The 24,875-nt window shown below is 66.1% G+C and carries 21 protein-coding genes; 12 read left to right on the plus strand and 9 right to left on the minus strand.

All coding sequences use genetic code 11. The features are described 5' to 3' along the window. Positions 1 to 7 precede the first annotated feature (7 nt). The 5 genes from U4Y88_RS20100 to U4Y88_RS20120 form a co-directional block, all read right to left on the minus strand. Positions 8 to 1,759, minus strand: coding sequence for an ABC transporter permease (locus U4Y88_RS20100; RefSeq protein WP_224013254.1), 1,752 nt, complete (start codon positions 1,757 to 1,759; stop codon positions 8 to 10). 208 nt (positions 1,760 to 1,967) lie between these two features. Next, the gene (locus tag U4Y88_RS20105; RefSeq protein WP_321785894.1) at positions 1,968 to 2,141 is read right to left on the minus strand and encodes a hypothetical protein; all 174 of its coding nucleotides are present in this window, start codon (positions 2,139 to 2,141) and stop codon (positions 1,968 to 1,970) included. Between the two features lie 841 nt (positions 2,142 to 2,982). Beyond that, on the minus strand, positions 2,983 to 3,447 hold the full coding sequence (locus U4Y88_RS20110; protein ID WP_321785896.1) for a hypothetical protein: 465 nt from the start codon (positions 3,445 to 3,447) through the stop codon (positions 2,983 to 2,985). Positions 3,448 to 3,599: 152 nt separating this feature from the next. Then, complete coding sequence (locus U4Y88_RS20115; protein ID WP_224013251.1) at positions 3,600 to 4,052, minus strand: zinc-finger-containing protein; 453 nt, start codon at positions 4,050 to 4,052, stop codon at positions 3,600 to 3,602. 562 nt (positions 4,053 to 4,614) lie between these two features. Further along, positions 4,615 to 5,883 (minus strand): MFS transporter, encoded by a 1,269-nt coding sequence (locus tag U4Y88_RS20120; RefSeq protein WP_310630379.1) that lies wholly within the window; start codon positions 5,881 to 5,883, stop codon positions 4,615 to 4,617. 258 nt (positions 5,884 to 6,141) lie between these two features. Between U4Y88_RS20120 and U4Y88_RS20125 the strand changes: the two genes are divergently transcribed. Together U4Y88_RS20125 and U4Y88_RS20130 are read left to right on the plus strand one after the other, a co-directional pair. Beyond that, complete coding sequence (locus tag U4Y88_RS20125; protein ID WP_321785898.1) at positions 6,142 to 6,729, plus strand: hypothetical protein; 588 nt, start codon at positions 6,142 to 6,144, stop codon at positions 6,727 to 6,729. Positions 6,730 to 6,878: 149 nt separating this feature from the next. Continuing rightward, positions 6,879 to 8,225, plus strand: coding sequence for a DUF2325 domain-containing protein (locus tag U4Y88_RS20130; protein ID WP_321785900.1), 1,347 nt, complete (start codon positions 6,879 to 6,881; stop codon positions 8,223 to 8,225). A 22-nt stretch (positions 8,226 to 8,247) separates the two neighbouring features. Here U4Y88_RS20130 and U4Y88_RS20135 read toward each other — a convergent pair whose 3' ends face one another. The 3 genes from U4Y88_RS20135 to U4Y88_RS20145 form a co-directional block, all read right to left on the minus strand. Further along, on the minus strand, positions 8,248 to 8,634 hold the full coding sequence (locus tag U4Y88_RS20135) for a winged helix-turn-helix domain-containing protein (RefSeq protein WP_224013264.1): 387 nt from the start codon (positions 8,632 to 8,634) through the stop codon (positions 8,248 to 8,250). 167 nt (positions 8,635 to 8,801) lie between these two features. Then, complete coding sequence (locus tag U4Y88_RS20140; RefSeq protein ID WP_321785902.1) at positions 8,802 to 9,476, minus strand: nitrogen fixation protein NifQ; 675 nt, start codon at positions 9,474 to 9,476, stop codon at positions 8,802 to 8,804. Positions 9,477 to 9,497: 21 nt separating this feature from the next. Further along, a complete protein-coding gene (locus tag U4Y88_RS20145) occupies positions 9,498 to 9,926 on the minus strand; it encodes a TOBE domain-containing protein (RefSeq protein WP_310630374.1) in 429 nt (142 codons plus the stop codon). Between the two features lie 215 nt (positions 9,927 to 10,141). On the opposite strand from U4Y88_RS20145, the gene U4Y88_RS20150 reads away from it, so the two are divergent. Next, the gene (locus tag U4Y88_RS20150) at positions 10,142 to 11,026 is read left to right on the plus strand and encodes an extracellular solute-binding protein (RefSeq protein WP_310630373.1); all 885 of its coding nucleotides are present in this window, start codon (positions 10,142 to 10,144) and stop codon (positions 11,024 to 11,026) included. 10 nt (positions 11,027 to 11,036) lie between these two features. After that, positions 11,037 to 12,890, plus strand: a complete 1,854-nt coding sequence (locus U4Y88_RS20155) for an ATP-binding cassette domain-containing protein (RefSeq protein WP_224013244.1) — start codon at positions 11,037 to 11,039, stop codon at positions 12,888 to 12,890. 657 nt (positions 12,891 to 13,547) lie between these two features. On the opposite strand, the gene U4Y88_RS20160 is transcribed toward U4Y88_RS20155, so the two are convergent. After that, positions 13,548 to 14,582 (minus strand): hypothetical protein, encoded by a 1,035-nt coding sequence (locus tag U4Y88_RS20160; protein WP_224013243.1) that lies wholly within the window; start codon positions 14,580 to 14,582, stop codon positions 13,548 to 13,550. 769 nt (positions 14,583 to 15,351) lie between these two features. On the opposite strand from U4Y88_RS20160, the gene U4Y88_RS20165 reads away from it, so the two are divergent. The 8 genes from U4Y88_RS20165 to U4Y88_RS20200 all read left to right on the plus strand — a co-directional run bounded on the left by U4Y88_RS20165 (position 15,352) and on the right by U4Y88_RS20200 (position 24,875). Continuing rightward, positions 15,352 to 16,719 carry a DUF2957 domain-containing protein gene (locus U4Y88_RS20165; RefSeq protein WP_321785904.1) on the plus strand — a complete coding sequence of 456 codons (1,368 nt, stop codon included), beginning with the start codon at positions 15,352 to 15,354 and terminating at the stop codon, positions 16,717 to 16,719. Positions 16,720 to 16,903: 184 nt separating this feature from the next. Continuing rightward, positions 16,904 to 18,118 (plus strand): DUF2957 domain-containing protein, encoded by a 1,215-nt coding sequence (locus tag U4Y88_RS20170; protein ID WP_321786269.1) that lies wholly within the window; start codon positions 16,904 to 16,906, stop codon positions 18,116 to 18,118. 200 nt (positions 18,119 to 18,318) lie between these two features. After that, positions 18,319 to 19,143, plus strand: coding sequence for an OmpW/AlkL family protein (locus U4Y88_RS20175; RefSeq protein ID WP_224013262.1), 825 nt, complete (start codon positions 18,319 to 18,321; stop codon positions 19,141 to 19,143). A 119-nt stretch (positions 19,144 to 19,262) separates the two neighbouring features. Continuing rightward, positions 19,263 to 20,180 carry a MerR family transcriptional regulator gene (locus U4Y88_RS20180; protein ID WP_321785906.1) on the plus strand — a complete coding sequence of 306 codons (918 nt, stop codon included), beginning with the start codon at positions 19,263 to 19,265 and terminating at the stop codon, positions 20,178 to 20,180. A gap of 351 nt (positions 20,181 to 20,531) precedes the next feature. Continuing rightward, positions 20,532 to 22,079 carry an NAD(P)/FAD-dependent oxidoreductase gene (locus U4Y88_RS20185; protein ID WP_321785908.1) on the plus strand — a complete coding sequence of 516 codons (1,548 nt, stop codon included), beginning with the start codon at positions 20,532 to 20,534 and terminating at the stop codon, positions 22,077 to 22,079. A 31-nt stretch (positions 22,080 to 22,110) separates the two neighbouring features. Continuing rightward, positions 22,111 to 23,049, plus strand: coding sequence for an SDR family NAD(P)-dependent oxidoreductase (locus U4Y88_RS20190; RefSeq protein WP_321785910.1), 939 nt, complete (start codon positions 22,111 to 22,113; stop codon positions 23,047 to 23,049). Further along, positions 23,046 to 23,948 carry a metal-dependent hydrolase gene (locus U4Y88_RS20195; RefSeq protein WP_321785912.1) on the plus strand — a complete coding sequence of 301 codons (903 nt, stop codon included), beginning with the start codon at positions 23,046 to 23,048 and terminating at the stop codon, positions 23,946 to 23,948. Before U4Y88_RS20190 ends, U4Y88_RS20195 begins: the two co-directional genes overlap by 4 nt. Before the next feature lie 3 nt (positions 23,949 to 23,951). Next, positions 23,952 to 24,875: an alpha/beta fold hydrolase gene (locus U4Y88_RS20200; protein ID WP_321786271.1), complete on the plus strand. Its 924-nt coding sequence runs from the start codon at positions 23,952 to 23,954 to the stop codon at positions 24,873 to 24,875.

Raw genomic sequence — 24,875 nt, forward strand, 5'->3', positions numbered from 1 at the left:
CTCCATCTCAATCGAGCCGCAGCCGGGACTCGGCGTAGGTGTACAGCGGGCGCCAGAGCACGCGGTTGAACAGCGTCACGAACAGGGACATCATCGCGATGCCCAGAATGATCTTTGGAAAATCGCCGGCGGCGGTCATCTGCGCGATGTAGGCGCCAAGCCCGTGCGCTTCGAGTCGCGTATCGCCCCATTGCACGTATTCGGCAACGATGCTCGCATTCCACGCGCCGCCCGAGGCCGTGATCGCGCCCGTGATGTAGTACGGGAAAATGCCCGGCAGGATCGCCTGACGCCACCACTGCCAGCCGCGAATGCGGAAATTCTTCGCCGCTTCCTTGTAGTCGTTCGGATAGGCGCTCGCACCCGCGATCACGTTGAACAGGATGTACCACTGCGTGCCGAGCACGATCAGCGGCGAGAGCCAGATGTCCGGGTTCAGGTGGAAACGCACGATCACGATCACGAACACCGGGAACAGCAGGTTTGCCGGGAAGGCCGCGAGAAACTGCGCGAGCGGCTGGAACTTTTCCGCGAGCGCCGGGCGCAGTCCGATCAGCACACCGAGCGGCACCCAGATTACCGAGGCAATCGCGATCAGCAACATCACGCGCAGCAGCGTGATGAGGCCGAGCACGAGCACATGGCCCACTTCGTCGAGCGAGACGCCGGTGCGCACGTAAGCCACCACGCGCCAGACCACGAACAGCGTGAGCGCGATCACGCACACGGCCCAGATGGCGTCGCCGACACGCGAACGCTTGCTGAGCGTGAGGTTCACGGCGGGCATCGCCTTCGGCAGTTGCACGCGGAACGGAATGCGCGCGAGCGTCGCGAGCAGGAAGCCCATCGGCACCAGCAGGCGGTGAATCAGATGCGTGCGGCGGATCAGGTCGAGCAGCCAGGACTCGGGCGCGTCGCCGGAACTGGTGTTTTCCATACGGAACTTGTCGGCCCACGCGACGAGCGGACGGAACAACAATTGATCGTAGGCGAGGATCACGACCGTCATCGTCAGGATCACCCAGCCGATGGCGTGCAGATTCTTTTCGGAAATCGCCTGCGCCAGATACGCGCCGATGCCCGGCAGCGTGATCGTGTTGTTGCCGACCGTGATCGCTTCGGAGGCCACGACGAAGAACCAGCCACCCGACATCGACATCATCATGTTCCAGATGAGGCCCGGCATCGAGAACGGCACTTCGAGTTTCCAGAAGCGTTGCCAGCCGGTCAGATGGAAACCCTTCGACACTTCATCGAGATCGCGCGGCACGGTGCGCAGCGACTGATAGAAGCTGAACGTCATGTTCCACGCCTGACTCGTGAAAATCGCGAAGATCGCCGCGAGTTCAGCACCGAGCACGCGCGAGGGAAACAGCGCGAGGAAGAACGTGACCGTGAACGAGATGTAGCCCAGCACCGGCACCGACTGAAGAATGTCGAGAATCGGCACCAGCACGAGTCCGGCGCGGCGGCTTTTCGCGGCAAGCGTGCCGTACACGAGCGTGAAGATCAGCGAGGCGATCATCGCCGCCAGCATGCGCAGCGTCGTGCGCATCGCATACTCGGGCAGGTTCGATGCGTCGAGCGAAATCGGCTGCGCCTTGAGCGTGGCGATCGGCGCCATCGTCTCGTGGAAGCCCACGGCCGCCATCGCGATCAAGCAGATGATGAGCGGGAACGCTACGAAGTCCCAGCGGTTGGGCAGCACGCGCCACGCCGAGGCGTTGGCCGTACGGTTCAGGTTGAATCTGAACTCCATTAGCGGCCTCCCAGGGCGATGGCATGCGCGACGCCGCGTGCGCGCGCAGCACGGCGAGTTGTTCGCATGGAGCGGTTGATCTGATTCATGTCTTGATGCACCGGCGATCTGGATGATGCGCGGCCCGTGCGTCGAGCGCGCCGCCATGCGGGCGGCAGCGCGTTCGGGCGGGGCCGTTCTTTCTTGTCCTAACTTGGGTCAGCCCCGGTCAACCTCGCCCCGACGCGCGGAACACACGCGCGCGCAAGTCGCGCCAGCGCGCGGCAAGGCGGGACGGCGCGCAAGGCGGCGTGCCGCTCGGGCGCTCGAGGGCGCCGAGCTGGTCGGGATGAAGGGTGTGCAGCGTTTGCGGCAGGTGCGGCAGAAGAAGGCCGAAGTCCATGCTGGATCTCCTCACGTCGCGCTCGGGGAGCGGACGCGGTTGCGAGGAAAGCCAGCAGACCCGGCTGCGCGCGGCGTACGCGCGTCAGCGGCTCACGTCTGCGCGCTTTCCTCAGGGAACGAAAAAAGGAAGCGGCATAACGGATAACTGTCACTGTCGGACATCGGAACTCCTTATCGTCACGGCGGCGCGCTGGAAACCGGTCCCAGGCGGCGCATGTGGCGGTCCGCGCGTCGCGCGACGGCCGCAAGGCGGACGATCGGCGTGACGAACGGACCGTGCCGCGAGCGAACAGGGCTCACGGCGCGATATCGGCCTGGCGCGCTGCGCATACGACGCTGCGGCGCCTGGTCGACGCTAAAAAGAGTGCACGAGAATGTACTGCTGGACGCGCACCATCTGCCTGGCTGGCAAGACGGCGGCTGAGAGAAAAGGGAGCGCGGACGTCCTGCCGGTCAGGCAGCGAAACTGTTCGAAGATCGACTACTGCTACTGTCCAAGGCGTCAGCCCCTTTTGTTAAGACGGGCGAATTTTAGTCACGCACGCTGTCGGAAGTCAACACGATTCGCGCCGCGCGTCAAATCCCGTGCCAATGCCGCCACAACGCCGCCAGACGGCGCATTGAGCGCGATGGCGGTGGATGCTCCGATTCGCGCTGTTGTCGCCGCGATTGTCCCTTTCATTACCCTGACACGCGGCAGGGTCGATCGGGGTCTGAACGCTGCGATATCGCTGCGTCGCGACTGCTTGTTGCGGCATCGCTTCAATCGCACGGGGCCATACCCGGGTCAGCGTCGACTCCGAAAGCCGTATCCGCAACCCGCGTGCCCGCGAATTCCGTCACGCGCGCTTGCGCGCCTGCCCGGTCTCGCCCGCGCGCATGCGCTCAAGACGCTCGCTCGCCTCGGTCAGCACCCACATCGGTGCGCTTTGCAGTTGCACGTCGTAGACGCTGATGACCGCGCGCACCGCCTCGAACTGCGTCTCGTCGAGACGCCATTCGCCCTGCGCGCCGCCGCGCGTGAAGCACGCGATGATCGCTTCGTCGGCGGGGCCGACCTGTTCGGGCGTCAGGTCGCCGTAACCGGCGTCCGTAATCGATTGCGCGAGCACGTGCGCGTGCAGGAGCGCCTGGGCGTCATGCTGGGAGCCGCCCGCGCGCAACGCGGCCAGCGCCAGATGCACCTGGAGCGCGAGTTCATCCGCGCTTGCGCGCGGCATCGGCAGCAACTCGGTCTTGGCCTTGTGGCGTCGAGCGCGCGTGGCCTGGAGGTGTTGCGCCGGAAAAGGGATCGTCTTGGCCATGTCACAGGAAAGAATCGGTTCAGGTGCAATAACGGCACGCTGCGCCCAAGGTTGAGCGTCGATTTGCGGCGAGGATGTAACTAAAGGTGTCCACGGCGGCGCGAACGTGCGGGAATGCGTGCCGATCTGCGCCGATGTGCGGGGTTTGGAGGTCAGCGCTCGTCGCCGCTGGCGCGGCGCGCGGCCATGAAAGCCTCGACGTGGCGGATCGCCGCCTCGCACTGATCGAGTGTCAGATGGTGGATCGACGGATTGGGCAAATCGAAGCCCAGTTCCTCGGCGAGCCAGCGCAGCGCGCGGCCGCGCGCCTCGAAGATATTGACCTTGTCGCGCCGCACCTTGGCCGCGACGAGCGGTTCGAGCGCGTCGTGCAGACGGCTCTTGGCGTCGCGCAGCGCGCCGTTGGCGAGGCGGCCGAGCGGCACGTTGCGCGTGCTACGCGCGGGCACGCCGATCCACGCTTCGCACGCGGGGCAGACCCAGAGCGTGCCGTGATCGTCGCGATACGGATAGGCTTCGTCGCCGAAACGCGCGAGCAGCGCCTTCGCGCCGCAGTAGTCGCAGAGCGGCTGCGGCAGCGCCTTGACCGGACGGCCTACGCGCATGGCGTGCTCCAGAAGGCGGACGTCGACGGTAGCTGGCGGGATGACTGGGACATGCTGGTGCTGATTGGGTTGTGGCCTGGGTTTGGCCAGAAAAGCTGGGCGTGGCGGCGCGGGTGCGCTTCCTTTCGCTTCGGCCCAAGGATACCGGGAATCGGCGCGTTTGCCTGGTGTCGGCGTGGCGAAACAGGTCGAAAAACGGTCGAAACGTGCCCAAAACAGGCCCAAATCCGCCCCGAATGCTGCGGATGAGACAGGATGACGCGGCAAACGACGTGGATCACGCCAGCATTCCTTCATCGCCAAGACGTCCGAAGCCGCGCACGACAGTTAGTTGCGACGATCGCCGTTAGTCGCTGCCGTTAGTCGCTGCCGTTAGTCGCTGCCGTTAGTCGCTGCCGTTAGTCGCTGCCGTTAGTCGCTGCCGTTAGTCGCTGCCGTTAGTCGCTGCCCTCAGTCGCCGTCGTTAGTCGCTCCCCTCAGTTGCCGCCGTTAGTCGCCACCGTCAGTCGCCACCGTTAGTCGCCACCGTCAGTCGCCACCGTCAGTCGCCACCCTCAGCCACTCACCCCGCCGCGCTCGCCGTCGCGGGCGCGTCCTCGCGCTCTAGCGAACGCGTATCCCGCAGCGCGGGAAAGAGCTTCATCCACAGCAGCGCCACGCCGATGGTCGCCACGCCGCCCACCAGCACCGCGGGCTGCGCGCCCCACCAGCCGGCGGTCAGGCCCGACTCGAATTCCCCGAGCTGATTCGAGGTGCCGATAAACAGCGAGTTGACCGCGCTCACACGGCCAAGCTTTTCGTCGGGCGTGCGCAACTGCACGAGCGACGTCCGCACGACCACGCTCACGACGTCCGACGCACCGAGCACCGCCAGCGCGATCAGCGAAACGACCACGTTATGCGACAGCCCGAACACGATCGTCGCGCAGCCGAACACGATCACGCCGCCGAACATCGAGAGCCCCGGGCGTCGGCGCAACGGAAAGTGCGCGAGCCAGATCGTCCCGGCGAGCGCGCCCGCTGCCGTCGCCGAGCGCAGCAGCCCCAGTTCGAGCGGCCCCGCGTGCAGGATGTCGCGCGCGAACACCGGCAGCAGCGCGGTCGCGCCGCCGAACAGCACCGCAAACAGGTCCAGCGACAGCGCGCCCAGAATGACCGGCTGCGAGCGGATGAACGCGATGCCCGAAAACACCGACTCCAGCGTCACCGGCGCGCGCGACGGCGGCCGCGCCTTGAGCGGAATCGCCGCCGAAAGCATCGCCGCGATCGCGAACGACACCGCGCAGGCCAGGAAGGCCGGCCCCGCGCCGAGTCCGTAGAGCAGGCCGCCGAGCGCCGGTCCGACGATCTGCGCGGTCTGCGTCGCCGAGGTCGACCACGCGGTCGCGTTCGGCAGTTGCGCGCGCGGCACGACGCCCGGCAGCAGCGACGAGATGGCCGGCGACTCGAACGCGCGCGCCGCGCCCACGCAGGCCGCCAGCACGTAGATCATCGGCGCGCTGAGCCAGCCGCCGAAGGTGCCGCACGCGAACGTCAGCGCGGCCACGCACTCGATGCTCTGGCACACGGCGGCGATGCGCCGGCGGTCGTAACGATCGGCGACATGGCCGACGACGAGCGTCAGCAGGAACATCGGCAAAAATTGCGCGAGACCGAGCAGGCCGAGCGCGAACGCACTCTTGGTGAGCGCGTAAATGTGCCAGCCCATCGCGACGGCCAGCATCTGAAACGACATCGAGCCGAGCACGCGGGCGCCCCAGAAACGCTGGAAACCGCGATTGCGCGCGATGCTCTGCGGCGCGTCGCCGGGAGCGGAAGAAGGTGTGTTCATGGACGGCGGAAGGCGGAAAGGGCGCGGCCGAGGCCACGGCGGCGCATATTTGCGGCGCGCAGGCGTCGCGTAAAGCGCCTGATTCTAGTCGATCGGGCGCCGCGTCGCCGGCGCGCCACGGATTCATGCGCATGAGCGATTATCGGCACCGATATATACATTAGAATATAACGACACCGCCAGCGATCCTTGCCGGGATCCGCGCGGCGACGATTTCCGCAGATGACACGAGGTGGGTAAGTGAGCAGTCGGCCACGGATGATGAATGCAGTTGCGCGCCCCGCGCCGCCGCGCGTGACGGCGACGATCACGGCGCTGCGCCCGGCGTCGGGCCATGAGCGCGCCGAGCGCATCCGCGATGTGATCGACGCGTTCCGGCGTCTGCGCGAGAGCGTCGAGCGCTTCAATCGCTCGCTCGCGCCGGACGCCGACGCAGCGTCCGCCAGCGCCGACGCCGCCACCTCGCTGCAACCGCTGCTGAGCTCGCTCGCGCGCCGCGCCGAACTCGCGGGCTTCGCGCGTCAGCGCGAGCTCAAGCGCGCGATCCGCGACGCGCGCCAACTCGACAAGACCCGCGACGCGCTGTTCTCCGATGCCTTCTGCCTCGATACCGAGGCCATGCGCGCGACGGCTGCCGAGCTGGAACGCATCGATACGGCGCTGGTTTCGCTGTGCGTCGAGCACGTGATGGCGCGCCATGCGCAGCGCGCGGAAGGCGCGGACGGCTTGACCCTCGCGCCTCAAGTCGCGAGCGCGACGACTTCGCCACGGCGCGCCGCGAAACCGCCCAAAACCGAAGCCGACGCGCCGTCCGAGCCCGTGACCGAACACCGCGACGCGGCCTGAAGCACGCGCCGCCGAGCCGCAACCGAAGCCCCAAAACGCAGGCTCCGTCGTCGTCCAGGCGACCCGACGGACACCGCTATATTCCGTGATATATTGCGCTGACGGTGCGCGCCCGACCGTTGCGCGTTCCCAACCGGACAGAGGTCACCATGCACGCACCGCCGTTTCGCCTCGCCCGCACGCCGGGTACCGCGACGCCGGACGAGGCGCCGCATCTGCGCGCCTTCGCCCCATCCGCCGACTGCTGCGGCCCTTCGCAAGACGAACTCGACCGCTCGCATCGACGCACGCGCCTGACCGAACTCGACGCGCATCTGCACTGCTCGATCATCGGCACCTGTCTTTCGACGCATGAACTGCGCAAGCTCGTGCCGAAGTTCGCGCCGCTCGACCCGCGCCACGCAAGCGATCTGGAGATCCATCACACGGCCGTCGAACTGGCGATCCAGGGCGGCGCGGGCGGCAAGGCGCTGCAAAAGGCGCTCGACACGCGCTATGCGGGCGCGCTGCGTCGCTTTGCGGGCGCGCGCGACGCCGACGCCGTGCTCGCGCTCTGGAACGAAGCGCGCGCCAACGGCGACATCCCGCCCGCCTACTGGGCGCTGATGAGCCATCCGGCCACGACGATGGACGTGCGCCAGGCCGCGTTCGGCGAGCTGCACATGCTCTCGCATCTGGTGGGCGCGGCGAATCGCGCCGATCTGCGCCGCCTCGTCGCGCTCGAAGCGGACAACGCCGAACTGCACGCGAAGATCGAACGCCAGCAAACGCGTCTGCACGAAATGAGCCGCGAGCGCGACAGTGCGCGCGATGCGCTCGCCGAGCAGACGGCGCGCAACGCGGCTCAGCGCGTCGAACGCGACGCGTCCGCGCTGCATACGCAAAACGCCGCCTTGCAGGCCGCACTGGCCGCACGCGACGCGCGCCTCGCGCTCGAAACGAGCCGCCGCGAAGCCGCTGAACAACGCGCCAACGCCGACGAAACCGCGCTGCACGCGCTGCGCACGCAACTGGACGACGCCCTCGCGCTAATCGATACGCTGCGCGCCGAAACGCAGGCACTGGAAGACGCCGCTCACCCCGACGACGACGATGACGACAACAGCGGCACGGCCCGCGCCCTGCCGCGCGACGCGCTCAAGAACCGTCGCATCGTCTATGTGGGCGGACGGCCGGGATCGAATCACGCGCTGCGGCGCTGGGTGGCCGCGGCGGGCGGCGAACTGACGGTGCACGACGGCGGTATCGAGGACCGCAAAGGTCTGCTCGCGGCGGCGCTCGCGGGCGCGGATCTCGCGGTGTTTCCGGTCGACTGCATCGACCACGATTCGATGAACACGCTCAAGCGCGTGTGCGAGCGGCATCAGGTGACGTATCACCCGCTGCGCACCGCGAGTCTCGCGAGCTTCGTCGAACTCATTACGCGCCTGCATACGAACGCGGTGCCCACGCTCACCGCCGTGCCGGTGTCGCGCTTCTGCCTGCGGCACGGTTGATACGCGCCAGCGGCGCGTTCGTTTAGCCCTTCACGAGCTTCTTGAGCGCGGCGATCTCGGTCGCGCAGGCCGCAGCCGCGCGCGCTTCGATACCGCGATAAAGGCGGATGATTTCCTCGCCGACGGGCGTGAGCATGCTGCCGCCGCCGCTCTGGCCGCCATGCTCCGAAACCGTGGCCGGCGATTCGAGCGCGCGGTTCAATTCGTCCATGAGCAGCCACGCGCGCCGGTACGACATGTTCAGGCTGCGCGCCGCCGCCGAAATCGAACCGTGTTCGTGCACCGCTTCGAGCAACTGCACCTTGCCCGGCCCGAGCGCGATGGTGTCCGCCTGCATCACGCGCATGCGAAAACGCACCTGCGGTTCGCGACGCGCGCCGGTCTCCCCGGCAGGCGCTTGTGCCGCCATCTGCGCGGCAGTTTGCGGCTTCGCTTTCGCTGATTCGCTCGTCTTCACGGTGGATGTCACGTTCGGGTTGGCAAGGGGCGAAGCGCCCGTCTGCGCGCGGTCTTTTGCGGATCTGGTCATGCGCGCAAGCATACACGATGGTTTTGCGCGCGCGCCTGGCCAAATGGCTAACGCGCGTGGCCGAAACAGAAGCCGAAATCCTCGCAGCCGGGACAACCCGGCGCGGGCCCTGGCACGTCGCCGTTCGCCAGCGCGAGTTCGCGCGCCAGCAGTTTCTTCCAGCGCAGGCCTTCGGTATTGCGCGCGACCACGGCGGGGAAAAAACGCTTGAGCATCTGCGTAACGTCCTCGCGTCCGCTCAGGCCGAGATCGCGCCACAGATGGTCGGGACGCAGGCAGGCGTGCGCGAGGATCGACGCGAGACAGTGCGCGTCCGCGTCATCGACATCGGGCGCTGCAAGGCTGAACAGAAAGCCGCGCATCGCGTCTGCGAAGGCTGCGTGCTTTTCATCGGCGATCGCGACGCCTGCTACGTTCGCCATGTTCGCCATGTTCGCCGACGGTTCACGCAGCACGTCCGCCAGCGAACCAGCCACGAAATGCCGCGCCGCGAGATCGGCGAATTCGGACGCGGACAAACCGAGCAACGCGCGTTCGCCGCGCACTTCGCGCGCCGCCACGAGCCGCGCGAACAGCCACGCATCCGCCGAAGGCGCGCCGCCTGGCATGCCCGTCAAACGATCGCGGCAAGCGGCGGCGAGACGCTCGAAATCGGGCGCTTCGTCGGGCGCTTCGTCTGCCGCTTTGTCGGGCGCCGGCTCGTTCACTTCGCGCTGCGTCATGCCGCGATGCAGCCGGTGCGTTCAGCCATCCACGCCGACGATCACGCTCGACGCCTTGAACAGCGCCGAGGCCGCCTTGCCCGCCGCGAGCCCGAGGCTGTCGACGCTCTGGTTCGTGACGATGGCCGCGATCTGCGCGCCGCCCGGCGCGGCGATCACGACTTCGGCGTTCACCGCGCCCTTCGTGACCGACGCGACGCTGCCCGCGATCACGTTGCGCGTGGACACCTTGCTCGCGTCGCCGTCGACCATGACGATCACCGACGAGGCCTTCACGAGCGCGAACGCGGGCTTGCCCGCCGCGAGACCCAGCGCCGCGGCGCTGCCGTGCGTGATGATGGCGACGATCTCCACCCCGCCGTCGGCTTGCAGCGTGATCTCGTCGTTGACGGCGCCGGGCTTGACGGCGGCGATCTGACCGGTGAAGTGATTGCGGGCGCTCGTGCGCATGATGGTCTCCATGTAAAGCCGCCGCGCGTCGCCAACCGTGGTCGGGCGCGCATGCGATGCGAAGGAAAATGCAAAGGGAAAGAAGGAGCCCAGTGTAGTCGTCCCGATGCCTCGCGCACAGGGGTGATACTAAAAATTGGCCGTTCGGCCAGGTATATAAACGCAGCACTCCTGTCGTAATATAGGGGCCTTTATAACGGAACGGGGTAGAACAGATGATCCGCAAGCTGATCGCATCGGTCGTGATGATGTCGGGCGTGCTCGCCGCAAGTTCGAGCGCATTCGCCGCCGATGACAACGACGTGAACGTGCTCTATGCAGGCTCGCTCGTGAACCTGATGGAGAAAAGCGTCGGTCCGGCGTTCGAGAAGGAAACGGGTCTGCATTTCAAGGGCTACGCCGCCGGTTCGAACAAGATCGCCAACGAGATCAAGGGCAAGCTGCGCCGCGGCGACGTGTTCATCAGCGCGAGCCCGAAGGTCAATGCGAGCCTGACGGGCGAAGCGAACGGCAATCATGTTTCGTGGTACGTGAATTTCGCCGAATCGCCGCTGCTGATCGGCTATAACGCGAAAAGCCGTTTCGCCAACGACTTCAAGACGAAGAAGTGGAGCGACGTGCTGCAGGAACAGGGCATTCGTCTGGGCCGCACCGATCCGAAACTCGACCCGAAGGGCGCGTTCACCGTCGAACTCATGACGAAGGCCGCGCAGGCGTATAACCAGCCGGACCTCGTCGAGAAGACGCTGGGCGCGCCGGAAAATCCCGAGCAGGTGCTGCCGGAGGAAACGCTCGTGGGCCGTCTGCAATCGGGTCAGCTCGACGCGGGCTTTTTCTACTCCACCGAAACGTCCGACCTGAAGATTCCGTCGATCCACCCGGCGCCCGAACTGAAGATCAAGGCGAACTACACGCTCACGATCCTCAACGACGCCCCCAACAACGCGGGCGCCGCGCGCTTCGTCAACTTCCTGCTGTCGGCGGAAGGCCGCAAGCTGCTCGCCGAACACGGCGTCGACGTGACGAAGCCCAGCGTGAACGGCAACGGCCAGGCGATTCCGCCTTCGGTCCAGGCCGTGATCGACGCCGCGCAGCAATGATCGCGCAATCATGACCCAACCCGTGCAGCGTGCCGCGAGGCCGCTCTGGTGGCTCGGCGCGCTGCTCGCGGTGTATCTGTGCGCGCCGTTTCTCGCCAGCATTCCGCAGATCGGCCAGGCCGACTGGAGCGGCGTCGACTGGCATCAAACCTGGTCGGCCGTCGCCGTCTCGGCGGCGAGTGCGAGCGTCGCCTCGCTCGTGATACTCGTGGGCGGCGTGCCGCTCGGTTATTGGCTCGCGCGTTCGCAGGCGCGCGGCGTGGCGCTGCTCGGCTTCGTCGTGCAGTTGCCGCTCGCGTTGCCGCCGCTCACGAGCGGCGTGCTGCTGCTGTTCCTGATCGGCCCGTATAGCGGCATCGGCCAGCTGTTCAACGGCACGCTCACCGATTCGTTCACGGGTATCGTGCTCGCGGAAACCTTCGTGGCCGCGCCCTTCCTGATCGTCGCGGCGCGCTCCGCGTTCGCGGCCGTCGATCCCGTTTTCGACGACGTCGCCGCCACGCTCGGCCATCACGCCGCGAGCCGCTTCTTCCGCGTCACGCTGCCGATCGCCTGGCCCGCCATCCGCGCGGGGCTCGCGCTCGCGTGGCTGCGCGCGTTCGGCGAATTCGGCGCGACCGTGATGGTCGCGTATCACCCGTACTCGCTGCCCGTCTACACCTACGTGGTGTTCGGCGGCCAGGGGCTGCCCGCGATGATGCCGCTGCTGCTGCCCACGCTCGGCATTGCGATCGTCTGCGCGGTGCTGTCCGTCTATACGCGCGGCGCGCGCGCGACGCTCGCGGTGAGCACCGACAACGGCGACGAACTCACCGCCATCACGCCCGCCGCCGCGCCCGAGCGCGCCGATCTGCGGCTCGCGTTCACCGCGCAGCGCAAGCTGGGCGCGTTCACGCTCGACGTCGCCTGGCAGCCGCATACGCGGCGGCTCGCGATCATCGGGCCGTCGGGCTCGGGCAAATCGCTCGCGCTGCGCATCGTCGCGGGGCTGGAGCCGAACGACGCCGGGTCGGTCACGCTCGGCGCGACCGATCTTGGCGCGCTGCCGCCGGAGCGTCGCCAGATCGGATACATGCCGCAGGACTACGGGCTCTTTCCGCACATGACGGTGGCGCAGCAACTCGCGTTTCCCGTCGATGCAGACGCCGCCAGCGCGCGCTACTGGCTCGCGCATCTGGGCCTCGACGCGCTCACGCAGCGTCTGCCGCGTCAGTTGTCGTTCGGCCAGCGTCAGCGCGTGGCGCTCGCACGCGCGCTGACGCGGCACAGCCAGCTGCTGCTGTTCGACGAGCCGTTCGCGGCGCTCGACACGCCGCGCCGCCGCCGCTTGCAGCAATCGCTGCGCGCGTTGCAGCGCGAGATCGGCGCGGTCACGGTGATCGTCACGCACGATCCCGACGAAGCCGCCCTGCTCGCCGACGAAGTGCTCGTGATCGAGCACGGCCGCGCACTCCAGGCGGGCGCCGTCGATGCGGTGTTCGCACGGCCCGCCAGCGTGCGCGTGGCCGAACTGCTCGGACTGCACAACATCGGCGAAGGTATCGTGCGAGCGGCGGGCGAGATCGAGACGGCGTCCGGGCTGCGGCTGCGTTTCAGGAATCCTGCGGATGCGCCGCTCGCGGTGGGCGCGCGCGCGATGTGGCGCGTGTCGCCGCGTGCGCTGCGCGCCGCGCCCGATGGCCGCTACGAAGGCCGGCTCGCGGGCACCTCGCTGCGCCACGGCGACCGCTACGTGACGATCGAACTGGGCGGCGAAGCGTTCGACATCGCCGCCGACGATGCACCGCATGCAGTGCAGACTGAGGTGCTGCGTTTCGAGATCGACGAAGCGGGCGTTTCGGTTTGGGCGGCGGCGGGGTCCTGAAAAGGCTCACCTTTGGGTGAGCGTCGGTTCTGGAATGGATCGTTATCGGAGAGAAAAAGCCCTGTTTTCAGGGCTTTTTTTCGTCTGGTGAAGTTCGGAGGCGGTTGAATCTGCGGGTCCTGAAAAGGCTCACCTTAGGCGCATTCGTGTGTGCGCGCGAGTGATCGCCACCGCATGCCCGAGTTCGAACTTCGCACCCTTCGCGATCAAAAGATTCGCATCGTTTAACCTGGGACTACCAAGAAAATCTTGCGGAATACGCAGAAAAACGCGTGTTTCAGCGCCTTCCGCGTGCCTGAACGCCTCACGGTTTCACCCACGCATTCGGTGATGAACAAGCGGCTCGCTGACCTCACCGCGCGCACCTTGATCAGTGCGCGGCGCGCGGCTCCCGAAAATCCTCACCTTGAACGATTGGCGTACGCGCGATCATCGCGTCGGCGGGTCGCGCCGCATCGAATCGCTTGACCTGGGAGTCCCAGGAAATTTTCTGCCTTGTTTTACAGGCTCAAAGCGTGATTTCTTTCTGCCGTGAAGGAAACAAGGTGAGTATTGAATACGCGTGCGACATCACCTGAGCGTATCCGCGTTGGAGTGCGTAACGATTCCCCTCACTCCTGAAAACACTCACCTTTCCCTCAATTCGCACCACTCGACTCAAATCACGAATCGGCTATCGGCGTCCAGCACGCTCGGCAGCGGCACGAGATCCTTGCGCGCAAAGCGCACCAGCGAAAACGCGCGCAAGCCGGCCGGACTCGCCGGAATGTGCGCGAGCGGCACGACGATCGGCGCGCCCGCCGCACCGCCAGCACTCGGCGCGTCCGGCCCGAGCAATACGTTCATCGGGCTCAAGCGCAGCGAGCGCATTTCGACGTTCGCGTGCTGCGCTGGATGCGCCAGCACATCGCAGATCACGCCCAGTTCGTGCTCCAGCGCGTCGGTCTTGAGTCCGAGCGCCGCGAGCGCCTGCTCGTTCGCGGCAATCTGCGCCTCCAGATGCGCGAGTTCCGTCGCGTTCGCCATCGCCCGTTCGCCGACCATCTTGTGCGTGCCCGCGCCCTGGCGCGTCAGTAATTGCAGGCGCGTGCGCAGCAGCGCGCGCTCCTGTTCGAGCGCGTCGCGGCGTGTTTCGTCGGCGCTGATCTGCGCGAGGCCTTCGAGCGCGATTTGCTCGATCACGCGCTGCACGATCAGCGTGCGCAACTCGGCTTCGGTTTCGCCGCAGACGCGCACCTGATGGTCGTCGAAACTCAGAGTCGTCTGGACGACGTCCGCGTGCACCTGGTCGCCGTGCTGCGCGACGCCGAACGCGCGGCGCTCGCTCATCGCCATGCCGAGCACCGCATAGGTTTCGTTCGCGAACGGATGGCTCTCGAACCACGCATGCAGTTCGACCGAGCGGCTCAGCACGTGCGCGATCTCGTCGGGCGCGGCGAAAAACGCATGAATATAGGGATCGTCAAGCCAGTTCGCGGCGCTCGCCTCGTGCGCGGGCGGCAGGTTGCGCACGACGTCGCTCACATAGGTGAGCGACTGCGCGAGCGGGGGCGTGAGGCGCGTGCGCCAGTCGCGCGCGAGCTTGAGCGCCGGGCTGAGTTCGCTCAGGCGCTCGGCCAGCGCGCGTGTCTGTTCGGATTGAGGGTCCGGCCGCGCAGGCTTGCGCGGCCACAGTCGGTCGAATAAACCCATGTGACGGCTCCGTAGCGCCGCACCGGCCGGTGGGTTCGAGGTGGCGCCTGGCCGGCGCGCATCGTCTTCGACTATACCGCTTCGCCGCTCGCGTCCGATCAGAAGCCGGCAACGGAATTTGTGCTCGATGTGTGGATGCGCTCCCGAAAACGCTCACCTTTGGATTTACAGCCAGACACTCAACGTTAAAAAATCCGCGAAGTAACTTGATGATATCAAGCTACAAATTGCGTTTTCGTGTCGAGTCAGTGAAGAACGGTTCCCGCAAACACTCACCTTTTGCGTTTGGCAGCGTAGAAGTCGAACAGGTGAGCATGGTGGCTCGACCGATCTCACGTTTCCTGGCACTCCCCAGGTCCGGCTCCCGAACGTTCTCACCTTTGTCGGCGCATCGCGCGCCAACGCCTCCCGTATTCCCTCACCTTTGACATCGACACGTTCGCCGAAAAAACCACCACTCAATATTTCGCATGTCGAACCATTCATTGCGACTCGCAAGCGATCAGCCGACTCATTGCGATCCGCGTTCGACGTCATGGCCTTTGCGCACACGAACGCGACGCTTTCCCGGGAACACGATTTGCGCAGCGGCGCCGGCGCGTGTCGCCGTGACATCAGGACAAACCCGCGTTGCACGCGCCCCGAACGAGACAGCGCAAGCGGCGCCGCCCAGCGCCCGGGTTTTAGAGTGATTCGTTCAATTGACAGCGGCCAATGTCATGATCCAATCTTCAGCGCATAAATTATTACGAGACAGGGAGGCAGACACATGTTGGAGAGCATTGTCCGCTGCGTCGCGCTGGCCGCAGCCGCGACGCCGTTACTCGTCGCTTGCGGTGGAGGCAACGCCAGCGACCCCGCACCGGTCACGCCGGCGCAATGTTCGGGCTCGACCTGCACGAACCAGGGCGCGCCGACGAGCCAGCCGGCCGCCACGGCGCTGTGCCCGGCCGATGCCGATATCGCGAAGAACACCTATCTGGGTGGCGCGGGCAGCGGCGAAGTCGTGAGCCTGAGCATCGATCCCACGAAGATGACCTACTCGCTCACCTATCTCGCCTCGCCGATTCCGGCTCAGTCGAGTTCGGTGCAAAACACGCGTGCGGGGCTCACGATCACCGGCGCGGTCCAGCATCCGCCCACCGGCGCGCTGCCGACGGCCGCGCAGATCGCCTGCGCGTTCCAGCTTCAGCAAGGCACCGGCACGCTCAACGGCAACACCTACACCACGGCCTATAACGCCAACAATCCGCCGACCATCTACGTCGGTTACGGCGTGGCGGGCGGCGGCATTCCCGGCGCGACGGTCAATCTCGGCGGCGACAGCACCGCCGCGCTGCTGTTCCCGAACGTGCAGTCGCGCACCTTCGACTTCTATCCCTTCCTCGCTTTCTCGTCGGTCAGCACGAATATCGCGGACCTGCAAGGCAACTGGAACGCGCTGCTCTATCACATCGTGCCGACGCAGAGCTTCGCCTCGGCCGCGACCACGGCGCAGGAAACCTACGACGCGAACGGCAATTGCAGCGTAACGAGCGGCGCGACCAACACGCAATGCGACACGGCTTCGTCGCAATGGGCCGCCGACGCCAACGGCAGCTACTTCACGAGCGCCAACGCTCCGCACATCATCACGCCCTCCTTCTCGGCGCTGGCGAACGGCGGCGCGAGCCACCTGATTCTCGGCAAGCTCAACGGCAAGATCGTGCCGGTGGTCGTGCGCACGGGCTACGTGAACGAGAACCTGCTGACGATCGCGATCGACGACGAATCGGGCATCGCGATGATGGCGCCGGCCACCACGCTCACGTCCGGCTCGTTCGACGGCAGCTACATCGGCGCCGATTCGAACTTCGCCTACACGGCCACGCTCATCAACGGCCAGACCGCCGGCTTCCTCAAGCCCTCGACGATGACGACGCAGAGCACCTTCACGCTCGATTACACGCAGACGCATCCGGGCCTGATCGGCGCAACCGACAACAACGGCAACGCGGGCAACGTGATCGCGGTGGGCGGCCTCTACGGCATCTTCCTGAACGGCGAGGAGAACGGCGGCGTGACCGCGACCTCGGCGAACAGCCAGACGAGCAACTCGCCGTATTTCGGTGTGGGCGCGCTGATCCAGCCGCAGTAATGCTTGCCTGGCACCGGTCCGATATCGATTGATACGGATACCGAATCAATAAGCAGAAAGCTCGAACGGGGCGCAAAGGACAGGGAGCCTGCGCCCCGCCAACAAGAATATTCGGAGACGCGGTATGACATTGAAGCATTCCGTGAAGCACCTCGCGAAGCTCTCGGCGCTCGGCGCGCCGCTGATGCTCACGCTGAGCGCCTGTGGCGGCGGTGGCAGCGGCAGCCCGCCGCTGGTCGAAACCGCGCTGTGCCCGACCTCGCTCGACTACAACACGGTCTACACGGGCGGCGGCGGCGATGGCGAAGTCGTCAAGCTCCAGCTCGACACCACGAAGAAGACCTGGCAGATCACCTATGTGGAGTCGCCGATTCCGGCCACCACCGGCACGGTCACGCCCACGCGCAAGGGCCAGGTGGTCACGGGCACGATTAGTCAGGAGACCGCATTACCGACGGCCAAGCTCAATCAATGCGCGTTCCAGCTCAACGGCGCGAGCCTCGATGCGAACCGTCCAGCGCGCGTGTTCATCGGCTTCGGCGTGGCGGGCGGCACGATTCCGGGGGCGGAAATCCAGTTCGCGGGCTCGGGCGGCATCGGCGTGGTGCCGGACACGAAATTCCCGTATTACCCGTTCATCGGCTTTTCGACGCTCGAAACCAATATCGCCAACGTCGCGGGCACGTATAACCAGCTCGGCTATCACCAGGTGCCGTCACAGAACTTCCTGCCCGCCGCCGTCGACGCGAAGATCACCATCAACGCCGACGGCACGTGGCAGGAATGCGATAACAGCGGCGTGAACGCGGGCACCTGCCAGCAGCCGGGCACGAACTTCACGCAGTCGAGCGACGGCAGCGGCGTGTTCGAAACCGACAACTTCAAGGGGCAGGTCAAGCCCACGCTCGTCACCGGCAAGAACGCCGCGAAGGGCTTCATGATCGTCGGCAAGCTGCGCAACCAGCTCGTGCCGGTGCTCGTGCGCACGGGCGTGGCGTATCCGCAGGTCGGCGTCGATCCGCAGAGCGGCGCAACCGGCCCGGTCGCCGACGACGAATCGGGCATTTCGGTGCTCGCGCCGCAAACGGCCATCGCGCAGGGTTCGCAGGACGGCGAGTACATCGGCGTGGACAGCGAATTCGATTACCGCACGCTCGCGCTGTCGGGCACGCAGGGCACGCTGCTCGATCCGTTCAATGCTTCGCAGGCGGCGCTGGCGACGGCGCTCGATCTGAACTTCGCGCAGAGCGTGCCGGGCGTCGTGACCACCACGCATGTGAGTGCGTCGACCGGCACCACACCCACCGGCAAGATGATTTTCACGGGCGGCGTGTTCGGCTTCCTCGACCTGACGAATGCTTCGTCGCCGTACTTCACGGCGGGCGCGTTCGTGCAGTAGTCCGCACTCACGCCCGCCACGCGCATCGATCGACAGGTAACGATGCCGTGCCCATGAGGCAACCGCTCTCCGTGTGCGCCGCGCCGCCGGCAACGCGCACACGGGCCGCAAGGCGCGCGCAGGACCGGCCGTTCATGAGACGGCCGCCGCGCGCAGGCAGGTTTGCCCGAACCTGAGAGAAACAGGGAGGAACAACAATGATGAGACGTCTCGCGCTGGCGGCGGTGGCCGCCGGCTTGTCCACGGCTGCGCACGCCCAGCATGCGGGCGACAACGTGGCCGTGCTCGGCTGGTTCCACGTCGCGCCCCAGCAATCGAGCACGCCGCTCACCACGACGGTCGCGCCCACGCCGATCAACACGCCGCTGCGTCTGCCGAGTTCGTTCACCTCGCCGGGCACGGGCCTGTCGACGAACCACGCGAACACGGTGGGCCTCGTGTTCAGCCACTTCCTGACCGATCACATCGCGGTCTCGACAGTGGCGGGCGTGCCGCCGACGTTCAAGCTCTATGGCCACGGCACGATCAAGCCGCCGGGTCCGGCAGGCGCGCTCGGCAGCCAGAATCTCGGCGATCCGGCCACCAATCCGATCGTGCAGAGCGTGCGGCAGTGGAGCCCGGCGCTGATCTTCCAGTACTACTTCCGCGACGCCGATGCGAAGTTCCGCCCGTTCGTCGGGATCGGCGTCTCGTATAACTGGTTCTCGGATATTCAGCTCAACCCGAACTTCGTGAAGGCGACTCAGGACAATCTGGGCGCGGTGCTCGCGGCGGGCGCGGGCAAGCCGGGGCAGACGCAGATCAGCGCGAAGGCGTCGTCGTCGTGGCAGCCGGTGTTCAATCTCGGCGCCGAATATCAGCTCACGCAGCATCTCGGGCTCGTGGCGTCGCTCACCTATATTCCGTTGAAGACGACGTCCTCGGTGATCATCAAGGCCGCCGACGGCACCGAACTCGGCGTGAGCCGCGCCGAACTCAAGGCCAATCCGCTCATTTCATTTCTCGCCGTCTCTTACAAGTTCTAACCGGTGCTGACTCACGCGCGCCGCGTTACGCGTGCAGGCCCACATTGGCGGCGAAATAGCGAGGACAGAGTGGGAACAGCGTCTCGCGCGAGCACGGCGGCTCGCGCTAAAATCGGCGCATGCCGAAAACGCCCACGACTCCCGTTCCCGATTCCGCGCCCGAGCGTCCCGACGTCAGCGAGTACACCGTCGACGAACTCGCGCGCGTGACCGGCACCACGGTGCGCAACGTGCGCGCCTATCAGGACCGCGATCTGCTCATGCCGCCCGACAAGCGCGGCCGCGTGGGCATCTATAACGATTCGCACGTGGCGCGGCTCAAACTCATCAATCACCTGCTCGCGCGCGGCTATACGCTCGCGAATATCCAGGACCTCATCAAGGCCATCGACGACGGCGGCGATCTGCGCTCGATCCTCGGCCTCGAAAATGCGATCGGCGGTCCGTGGTCGCATGCGCGGCCCAAAACCTATTCGCTGCCCGAACTGATCAAGCTGTTCGGTCCGCAGGCGCCCAGCAATCTCACGCGTCTCGCCGAATTCGGCCTGCTGGAGCGCAAGGGACTGTCGTTCGTCGCGCGCAATCCGGCCATGCTCGACGCGGCCGCGGCCACGGTGCGCGAAGGCATTCCCGCGCGCGACCTGCTCGAAGTGCTGGAGAAGGCGCGGCCACATTTCGACGCTATCGCGCGCGTGCTCGTGGAAATGGTGGTGCGCCATCTCGACCGCTACGACGCGGGCGCGCTGCCGCCCGCCACCGATATGCCGGGGCTCGTCGAAGCGATCTGGCGGCTGCGGCCGCTTTCCACGGTGTTCGTCGAGAACGAGATCCTGCGCGCGCTCGAAGCGCAATCGAGCGAGTATCTCGGCGGCCGCGTTGCGACGATTCTGGAGGCCAAGCTCGGCCAGCGTGCGAGCGGCAATTCCAGCGCGACCGCCAGCGAGAGCGCCGATACCGATACCGATGCCGATGCGCCCGAACCGGCGCGCAAGCGCGCGTCGCGTACGGCGAAGAAACCGGCAGTCAAAAAGCGCTGATTTTTCCGCCGTTCCTCCGCTGATTCCTGGCTGTTTCCTTCTTTAGCGCGCGCCGCAACCGGCGCGCGCCTGCCGCGTTCGCGCGTCCTCGCGCTGCGTTTGAAGCGTTTCAAACGCCCTCACGCGCTTCCAGCCCCGTTTTTTCATCGCGGATTTTCCCGCGCGTTCGCTCGCCCTGAACACTCGCCATCGGCCTGAAACCCAAGCCAGGCGGGCGTTTGCACGCGTGCTATCGACGCGCGAACTTTGTCCCGAGTGCTCCCTCTAGCCCCTTGCGCGATCCCGCCGCGCGCACTATGTTTACATCATTCAATGTCACAGTTAAAAATGAATCATAGGGAGACGCTCTGGATGAACGCACCCACCCGGTCTTTGGGCGAGCCGCTCGGCGTCGCCATCATCGGCACCGGCTTTGCGGGGCTGGGCATGGCGATCCGCCTGCTTCAGCGCGGCCAAACCGACTTCGCCGTGTTCGAGAAGGCCGGCTCGGTGGGCGGCACCTGGCGCGATAACCATTACCCCGGCTGTGCGTGCGACGTGCAATCGCACGTCTACTCGTTTTCGTTCGCGCCCAATCCGCGCTGGACGCGCATGTTCGCGCCGCAGCCCGAGATTCGCGCGTATCTGAACCGCTGCGTCGACAAATTCCGCCTCTCGCCGTGGCTCAACTTCGACCACGAATTGCAGAGCGCGCAATGGGACGACGCCGCGCATTGCTGGCGCCTCGCCTTCGCGAACGGACGCCGCCTCAGCGCGCGCGTGCTGATTTCGGCGATGGGCGGTCTCTCGCGCGCCGCGCTGCCCGCGATTCCCGGCGTGGAAAGCTTCGCGGGCAAGGCCTTTCACTCGCAACACTGGGACCATGGCTATGCGCTCGACGGCAAGCGCGTGGCCGTGATCGGCACGGGCGCGAGCGCGATCCAGTTCGTGCCGCAGATCGCGCCGAAAGTCGCGAAGCTCGATCTGTTCCAGCGCACGCCACCGTGGATCATGCCCAAGCCCGACCGCGCGCTCTCGCGGTTCGAGCAATGGATGTTTCGCACGCTACCGTTCACGCAGAAGGTCATGCGCACGGGCCTGTACTGGATGCTCGAATCGCGCGTGCTCGGCTTCGCCATTCATCCCTCGCTGATGAAGAACGTGCAGAAGATCGCGCTGCGCCACATTCGCCATCACGTGAAAGATCCCGCATTACGCGCGGCCGTCACGCCCGACTACACGATCGGCTGCAAGCGCGTGCTGATCTCGAACGACTACTATCCGGCGCTCACGCGCGAGAACGTGAGCGTGGTGACAAACGACATCGCGCGCATCGACGCCACCGGCGTGATCACCGCCGACGGCCAGCATCGCGAAGTCGACTGCATCATTTACGGCACCGGTTTTCAGGTCGCCGATCCGTTTCCGCCGGGCGCGATCATCGGGCGCGGCGGCGTCGATATCGTCGAGACGTGGCGCAATGGCGCGCATGCGTATCTCGGCACCGCACTACCTGGTTATCCGAACTTTTTCATGCTGGTCGGTCCGAACACGGGGCTCGGCCACAACTCGATGGTGTTCATGATCGAGTCGCAGATCGAATATGTGCTTGGCGCGCTCGACGCCATGAAGAAAGACCGCGCCGATTCGATCGAGGTGCGCCCGAACGTGGAAGCGCGCTACAACGAGCGCATCCAGCAGAAGCTCGAACGCGCGATCTGGTCGGTGGGCGGCTGCAAGAGCTGGTATCTCGATCCGCGCAACGGCAAGAACACCACGCTCTGGCCGGGCTTCACCTGGCGCTTCCGCCAGGCCACCGCGAGCTTTTCGATCGGCGAATACCAGGTGTTCCGCAAGCCGCATCATCAGGATGCCGAAGTACCGTTGAGCGTCGCAGCACACACGACCGAGGCCGCCTGAGCGGCCCATCAGGGAGAGGGAGAGCACTGACATGAAACACTTCGACAACAAGGTCGCCGCCATCACGGGCGCGGGCTCGGGCATGGGCCGCTCGCTCGCCGTGCAGCTCGCGGGCGCCGGCTGCCATCTCGCGCTCGCCGACAAAAACGCCGTCGGCCTCGCCGAAACCGAGCGCATCGTGCGCGCGCTCGCGCCGTCCGTGCGCGTGACGACGCGCGTGCTCGACGTCGGCAAGCGCGACGCGATGTTCGCGTGGGCCGACGAAACAGCCGCCGCACACGGCCGCGTGAACCTCGTGTTCAACAACGCGGGCGTAGCGCTGTCGAGCACCATCGACGGCATGTCGTACGACGATCTCGACTGGATCGTGAACATCAACTTCTGGGGCGTGGTACACGGCACGAAGGCATTTCTGCCGCATCTGAAAGCGTCGGGCGACGGCCATATCGTCAACACGTCGAGCGTGTTCGGCCTGTTCGCGCAGCCGGGCATGAGCGGCTACAACGCCACCAAGTTCGCGGTGCGCGGCTTCACCGAATCGCTGCGCCAGGAACTCGACATGATGAAGTGCGGCGTCTCGGCCACCTGTGTGCATCCGGGCGGCATCCGCACCAACATCGCCCAGGCAAGCCGCGTCGCGTCGAACATGGTCGGCTTCATGGTCGCGAGCGAGCAGCAGGGCAAGGACGAATTCGAGAAGTTCTTCATCACCACCGCCGATGACGCCGCGCGCACGATCCTCACGGGCGTGCGACGCAACGCGCGGCGCGTGCTGATCGGGCGCGACGCACGCGCCGCCGACTGGCTCGCGCGCGTGCTGCCGTCCGCCTATCAGGCGCTCGTCGTAATGAGCGCGCGCCGCGAGGCCGCCAAGGCGAACAAGCGCGCCAAACGCGCCTCGCGCGAGGCGATGCTCAACGGCGGCGCAAGCAACAACAACGCAGGCAATAATCAGGGAGAAACAGCATGATCATGCCGGTCCGACGCGACATCCGCTTCGCGTTACCGCCCGAGCGGGCTTGTGACTGGCACGTCGAGGGCGTGCCGGTCACTCACTTCTTCAACGCGCTGTCGCTGCTTTTTCCAGCGGGCGAGCGCTTTTTCATGGATGCCGTGCGCCACTATCGCGACCAGATCGACGACCCCGACCTCAAGAAGCAGGTGATGGGTTTCATCGGCCAGGAGGCGATGCACACGCGCGAGCACGTCGAGTACAACGACCTGCTTCAAGCGGCGGGACTGCCCGCGCACAAGCTCGACAAGCGGCTGTGGGCGATCCTCAACTTCGCGCGCAAGGTGTTGCCGCCTTCGCTGCAACTGGCGCAGACGGTCGCGCTCGAACACTACACGGCCATGCTCGCGGATCTGCTGCTCGCCGAAACCGGTTCGCGCATCGAAGGCTCGGTCGAAGGCTACAAGCAGATGTGGCTCTGGCACGCGCTCGAAGAAACCGAGCACAAGGCGGTCTCATACGACGTCTGGAACACCGTCATCAAGCCGGGGCCGAAACGGTATCTGATGCGCACCGGCACGATGCTCGCGACCACCGTGCTGTTCTGGGTCATCGTGTTCGACTATCACCTCGCGCTGATGCGCCGCCACAAGCGCCGCATCGGCAAATTCAGCGGCTGGTGGAAGCTGTTCAAGTTTCTCTACGGTCCGCGTCACGGCGTGTTCCCGAGCATCGCGATGGAATGGCTGCGCTTTTTCAAGCCGGGTTTTCATCCGTGGGATCACAACAACCGCCAGCACCTCGAACGCATCGACGGCCTGATTTCGCAGATCGACGCTACCAACGCGCAGTACGCCTCGCAAGCCGCGCCGCGCCGCGTGCCGCTGCATCCGGCGGGCGCGCCGAAAGCGGCCTGACGCATCATGACCGCGATCGACACTTTCGAAGTCGAAGCCGGCGATGTGCGGCTCGCGGCCTACGCGAGCGGCCCGCGCGACGCGCCGCCGCTTGTGCTCGTGCATGGCTATCCCGATTCGGCGCGCGTGTGGGATGCGTTGCGGCGCGAACTCGACACGCGCTATCGCGTGATCGCCTACGACGTGCGCGGCATGGGCGCGTCGAGTGCGCCTTCGGGTCGCGCGGGTTATCGGCTCGATGCGCTCGCGCGCGATCTGATGACGGTCGCCGACGCCACGTGCGGCACGCGGCCGTTTCATCTCGTCGCGCACGACTGGGGTTCGATTCAATGCTGGGAAGCCGTGACCGATCCGGCCAACGCGGCGCGCATCGCGTCCTACACGTCGATTTCGGGGCCGTGCCTCGATCACGTCTTTCGCGCGCCGTCGAATGTCCGGCAGACGCTCAAGTCCTGGTACATCGCGTTTTTTCATCTACCGCTCGTGCCGCAACTCGTCTGGCGCCTCGGCGGCGCGGCGCTCTGGCCGTGGTGGCTGCACAAGACCGAGGGCGTGCGCGCCGAACGCGACCCGCATCAGTTGCGCAATTGCCTGAACGGCTTGCAGCTTTATCGCGCGAATTTCATCGCGTGCGCGCGGCGGCCACGCGAGCGGCGCACGCAGGTGCCCGTGCAATTCATCGTGCCGCGCTTCGACCGCTATGTGACGCCCGCGATGTCCGAGCACGTCGCGCAATGGCTCGGGCGTTACCGGCGCGAGATCATCGACGCGCCGCATTGGACCGTGGTCCGCGACGCGCCGCTGATCGCCGCGCGCGTGCATCGCTTTATCGCGTGGGCGCGCAACGAGGCGTCGATGCCCGTGCAGGCCAGCGATGCGTCGACGGCGAGCCAAACGCGCGCGAATGTGTTGCCTGAACGAACCTGA

The sequence above is a fragment of the Paraburkholderia sp. J94 genome (assembly GCF_905220285.1).
Taxonomy (GTDB): domain Bacteria; phylum Pseudomonadota; class Gammaproteobacteria; order Burkholderiales; family Burkholderiaceae; genus Paraburkholderia; species Paraburkholderia tropica_A.

Excerpts from the sequence above, each read along its gene's own strand:
- U4Y88_RS20100 (WP_224013254.1), bottom strand. The coding sequence starts at position 1,759 with ATGGAGTTCAGATTCAACCTGAACCGTACGGCCAACGCCTCGGCGTGG.
- U4Y88_RS20105 (WP_321785894.1), bottom strand. The coding sequence starts at position 2,141 with ATGGACTTCGGCCTTCTTCTGCCGCACCTGCCGCAAACGCTGCACACC.
- U4Y88_RS20110 (WP_321785896.1), bottom strand. The coding sequence starts at position 3,447 with ATGGCCAAGACGATCCCTTTTCCGGCGCAACACCTCCAGGCCACGCGC.
- U4Y88_RS20115 (WP_224013251.1), bottom strand. The coding sequence starts at position 4,052 with ATGCGCGTAGGCCGTCCGGTCAAGGCGCTGCCGCAGCCGCTCTGCGAC.
- U4Y88_RS20120 (WP_310630379.1), bottom strand. The coding sequence starts at position 5,883 with ATGAACACACCTTCTTCCGCTCCCGGCGACGCGCCGCAGAGCATCGCG.
- U4Y88_RS20125 (WP_321785898.1), top strand. The coding sequence starts at position 6,142 with ATGATGAATGCAGTTGCGCGCCCCGCGCCGCCGCGCGTGACGGCGACG.
- U4Y88_RS20130 (WP_321785900.1), top strand. The coding sequence starts at position 6,879 with ATGCACGCACCGCCGTTTCGCCTCGCCCGCACGCCGGGTACCGCGACG.
- U4Y88_RS20135 (WP_224013264.1), bottom strand. The coding sequence starts at position 8,634 with ATGGCGGCACAAGCGCCTGCCGGGGAGACCGGCGCGCGTCGCGAACCG.
- U4Y88_RS20140 (WP_321785902.1), bottom strand. The coding sequence starts at position 9,476 with ATGACGCAGCGCGAAGTGAACGAGCCGGCGCCCGACAAAGCGGCAGAC.
- U4Y88_RS20145 (WP_310630374.1), bottom strand. The coding sequence starts at position 9,926 with ATGCGCACGAGCGCCCGCAATCACTTCACCGGTCAGATCGCCGCCGTC.
- U4Y88_RS20150 (WP_310630373.1), top strand. The coding sequence starts at position 10,142 with ATGATCCGCAAGCTGATCGCATCGGTCGTGATGATGTCGGGCGTGCTC.
- U4Y88_RS20155 (WP_224013244.1), top strand. The coding sequence starts at position 11,037 with ATGACCCAACCCGTGCAGCGTGCCGCGAGGCCGCTCTGGTGGCTCGGC.
- U4Y88_RS20160 (WP_224013243.1), bottom strand. The coding sequence starts at position 14,582 with ATGGGTTTATTCGACCGACTGTGGCCGCGCAAGCCTGCGCGGCCGGAC.
- U4Y88_RS20165 (WP_321785904.1), top strand. The coding sequence starts at position 15,352 with ATGTTGGAGAGCATTGTCCGCTGCGTCGCGCTGGCCGCAGCCGCGACG.
- U4Y88_RS20170 (WP_321786269.1), top strand. The coding sequence starts at position 16,904 with ATGCTCACGCTGAGCGCCTGTGGCGGCGGTGGCAGCGGCAGCCCGCCG.
- U4Y88_RS20175 (WP_224013262.1), top strand. The coding sequence starts at position 18,319 with ATGAGACGTCTCGCGCTGGCGGCGGTGGCCGCCGGCTTGTCCACGGCT.
- U4Y88_RS20180 (WP_321785906.1), top strand. The coding sequence starts at position 19,263 with ATGCCGAAAACGCCCACGACTCCCGTTCCCGATTCCGCGCCCGAGCGT.
- U4Y88_RS20185 (WP_321785908.1), top strand. The coding sequence starts at position 20,532 with ATGAACGCACCCACCCGGTCTTTGGGCGAGCCGCTCGGCGTCGCCATC.
- U4Y88_RS20190 (WP_321785910.1), top strand. The coding sequence starts at position 22,111 with ATGAAACACTTCGACAACAAGGTCGCCGCCATCACGGGCGCGGGCTCG.
- U4Y88_RS20195 (WP_321785912.1), top strand. The coding sequence starts at position 23,046 with ATGATCATGCCGGTCCGACGCGACATCCGCTTCGCGTTACCGCCCGAG.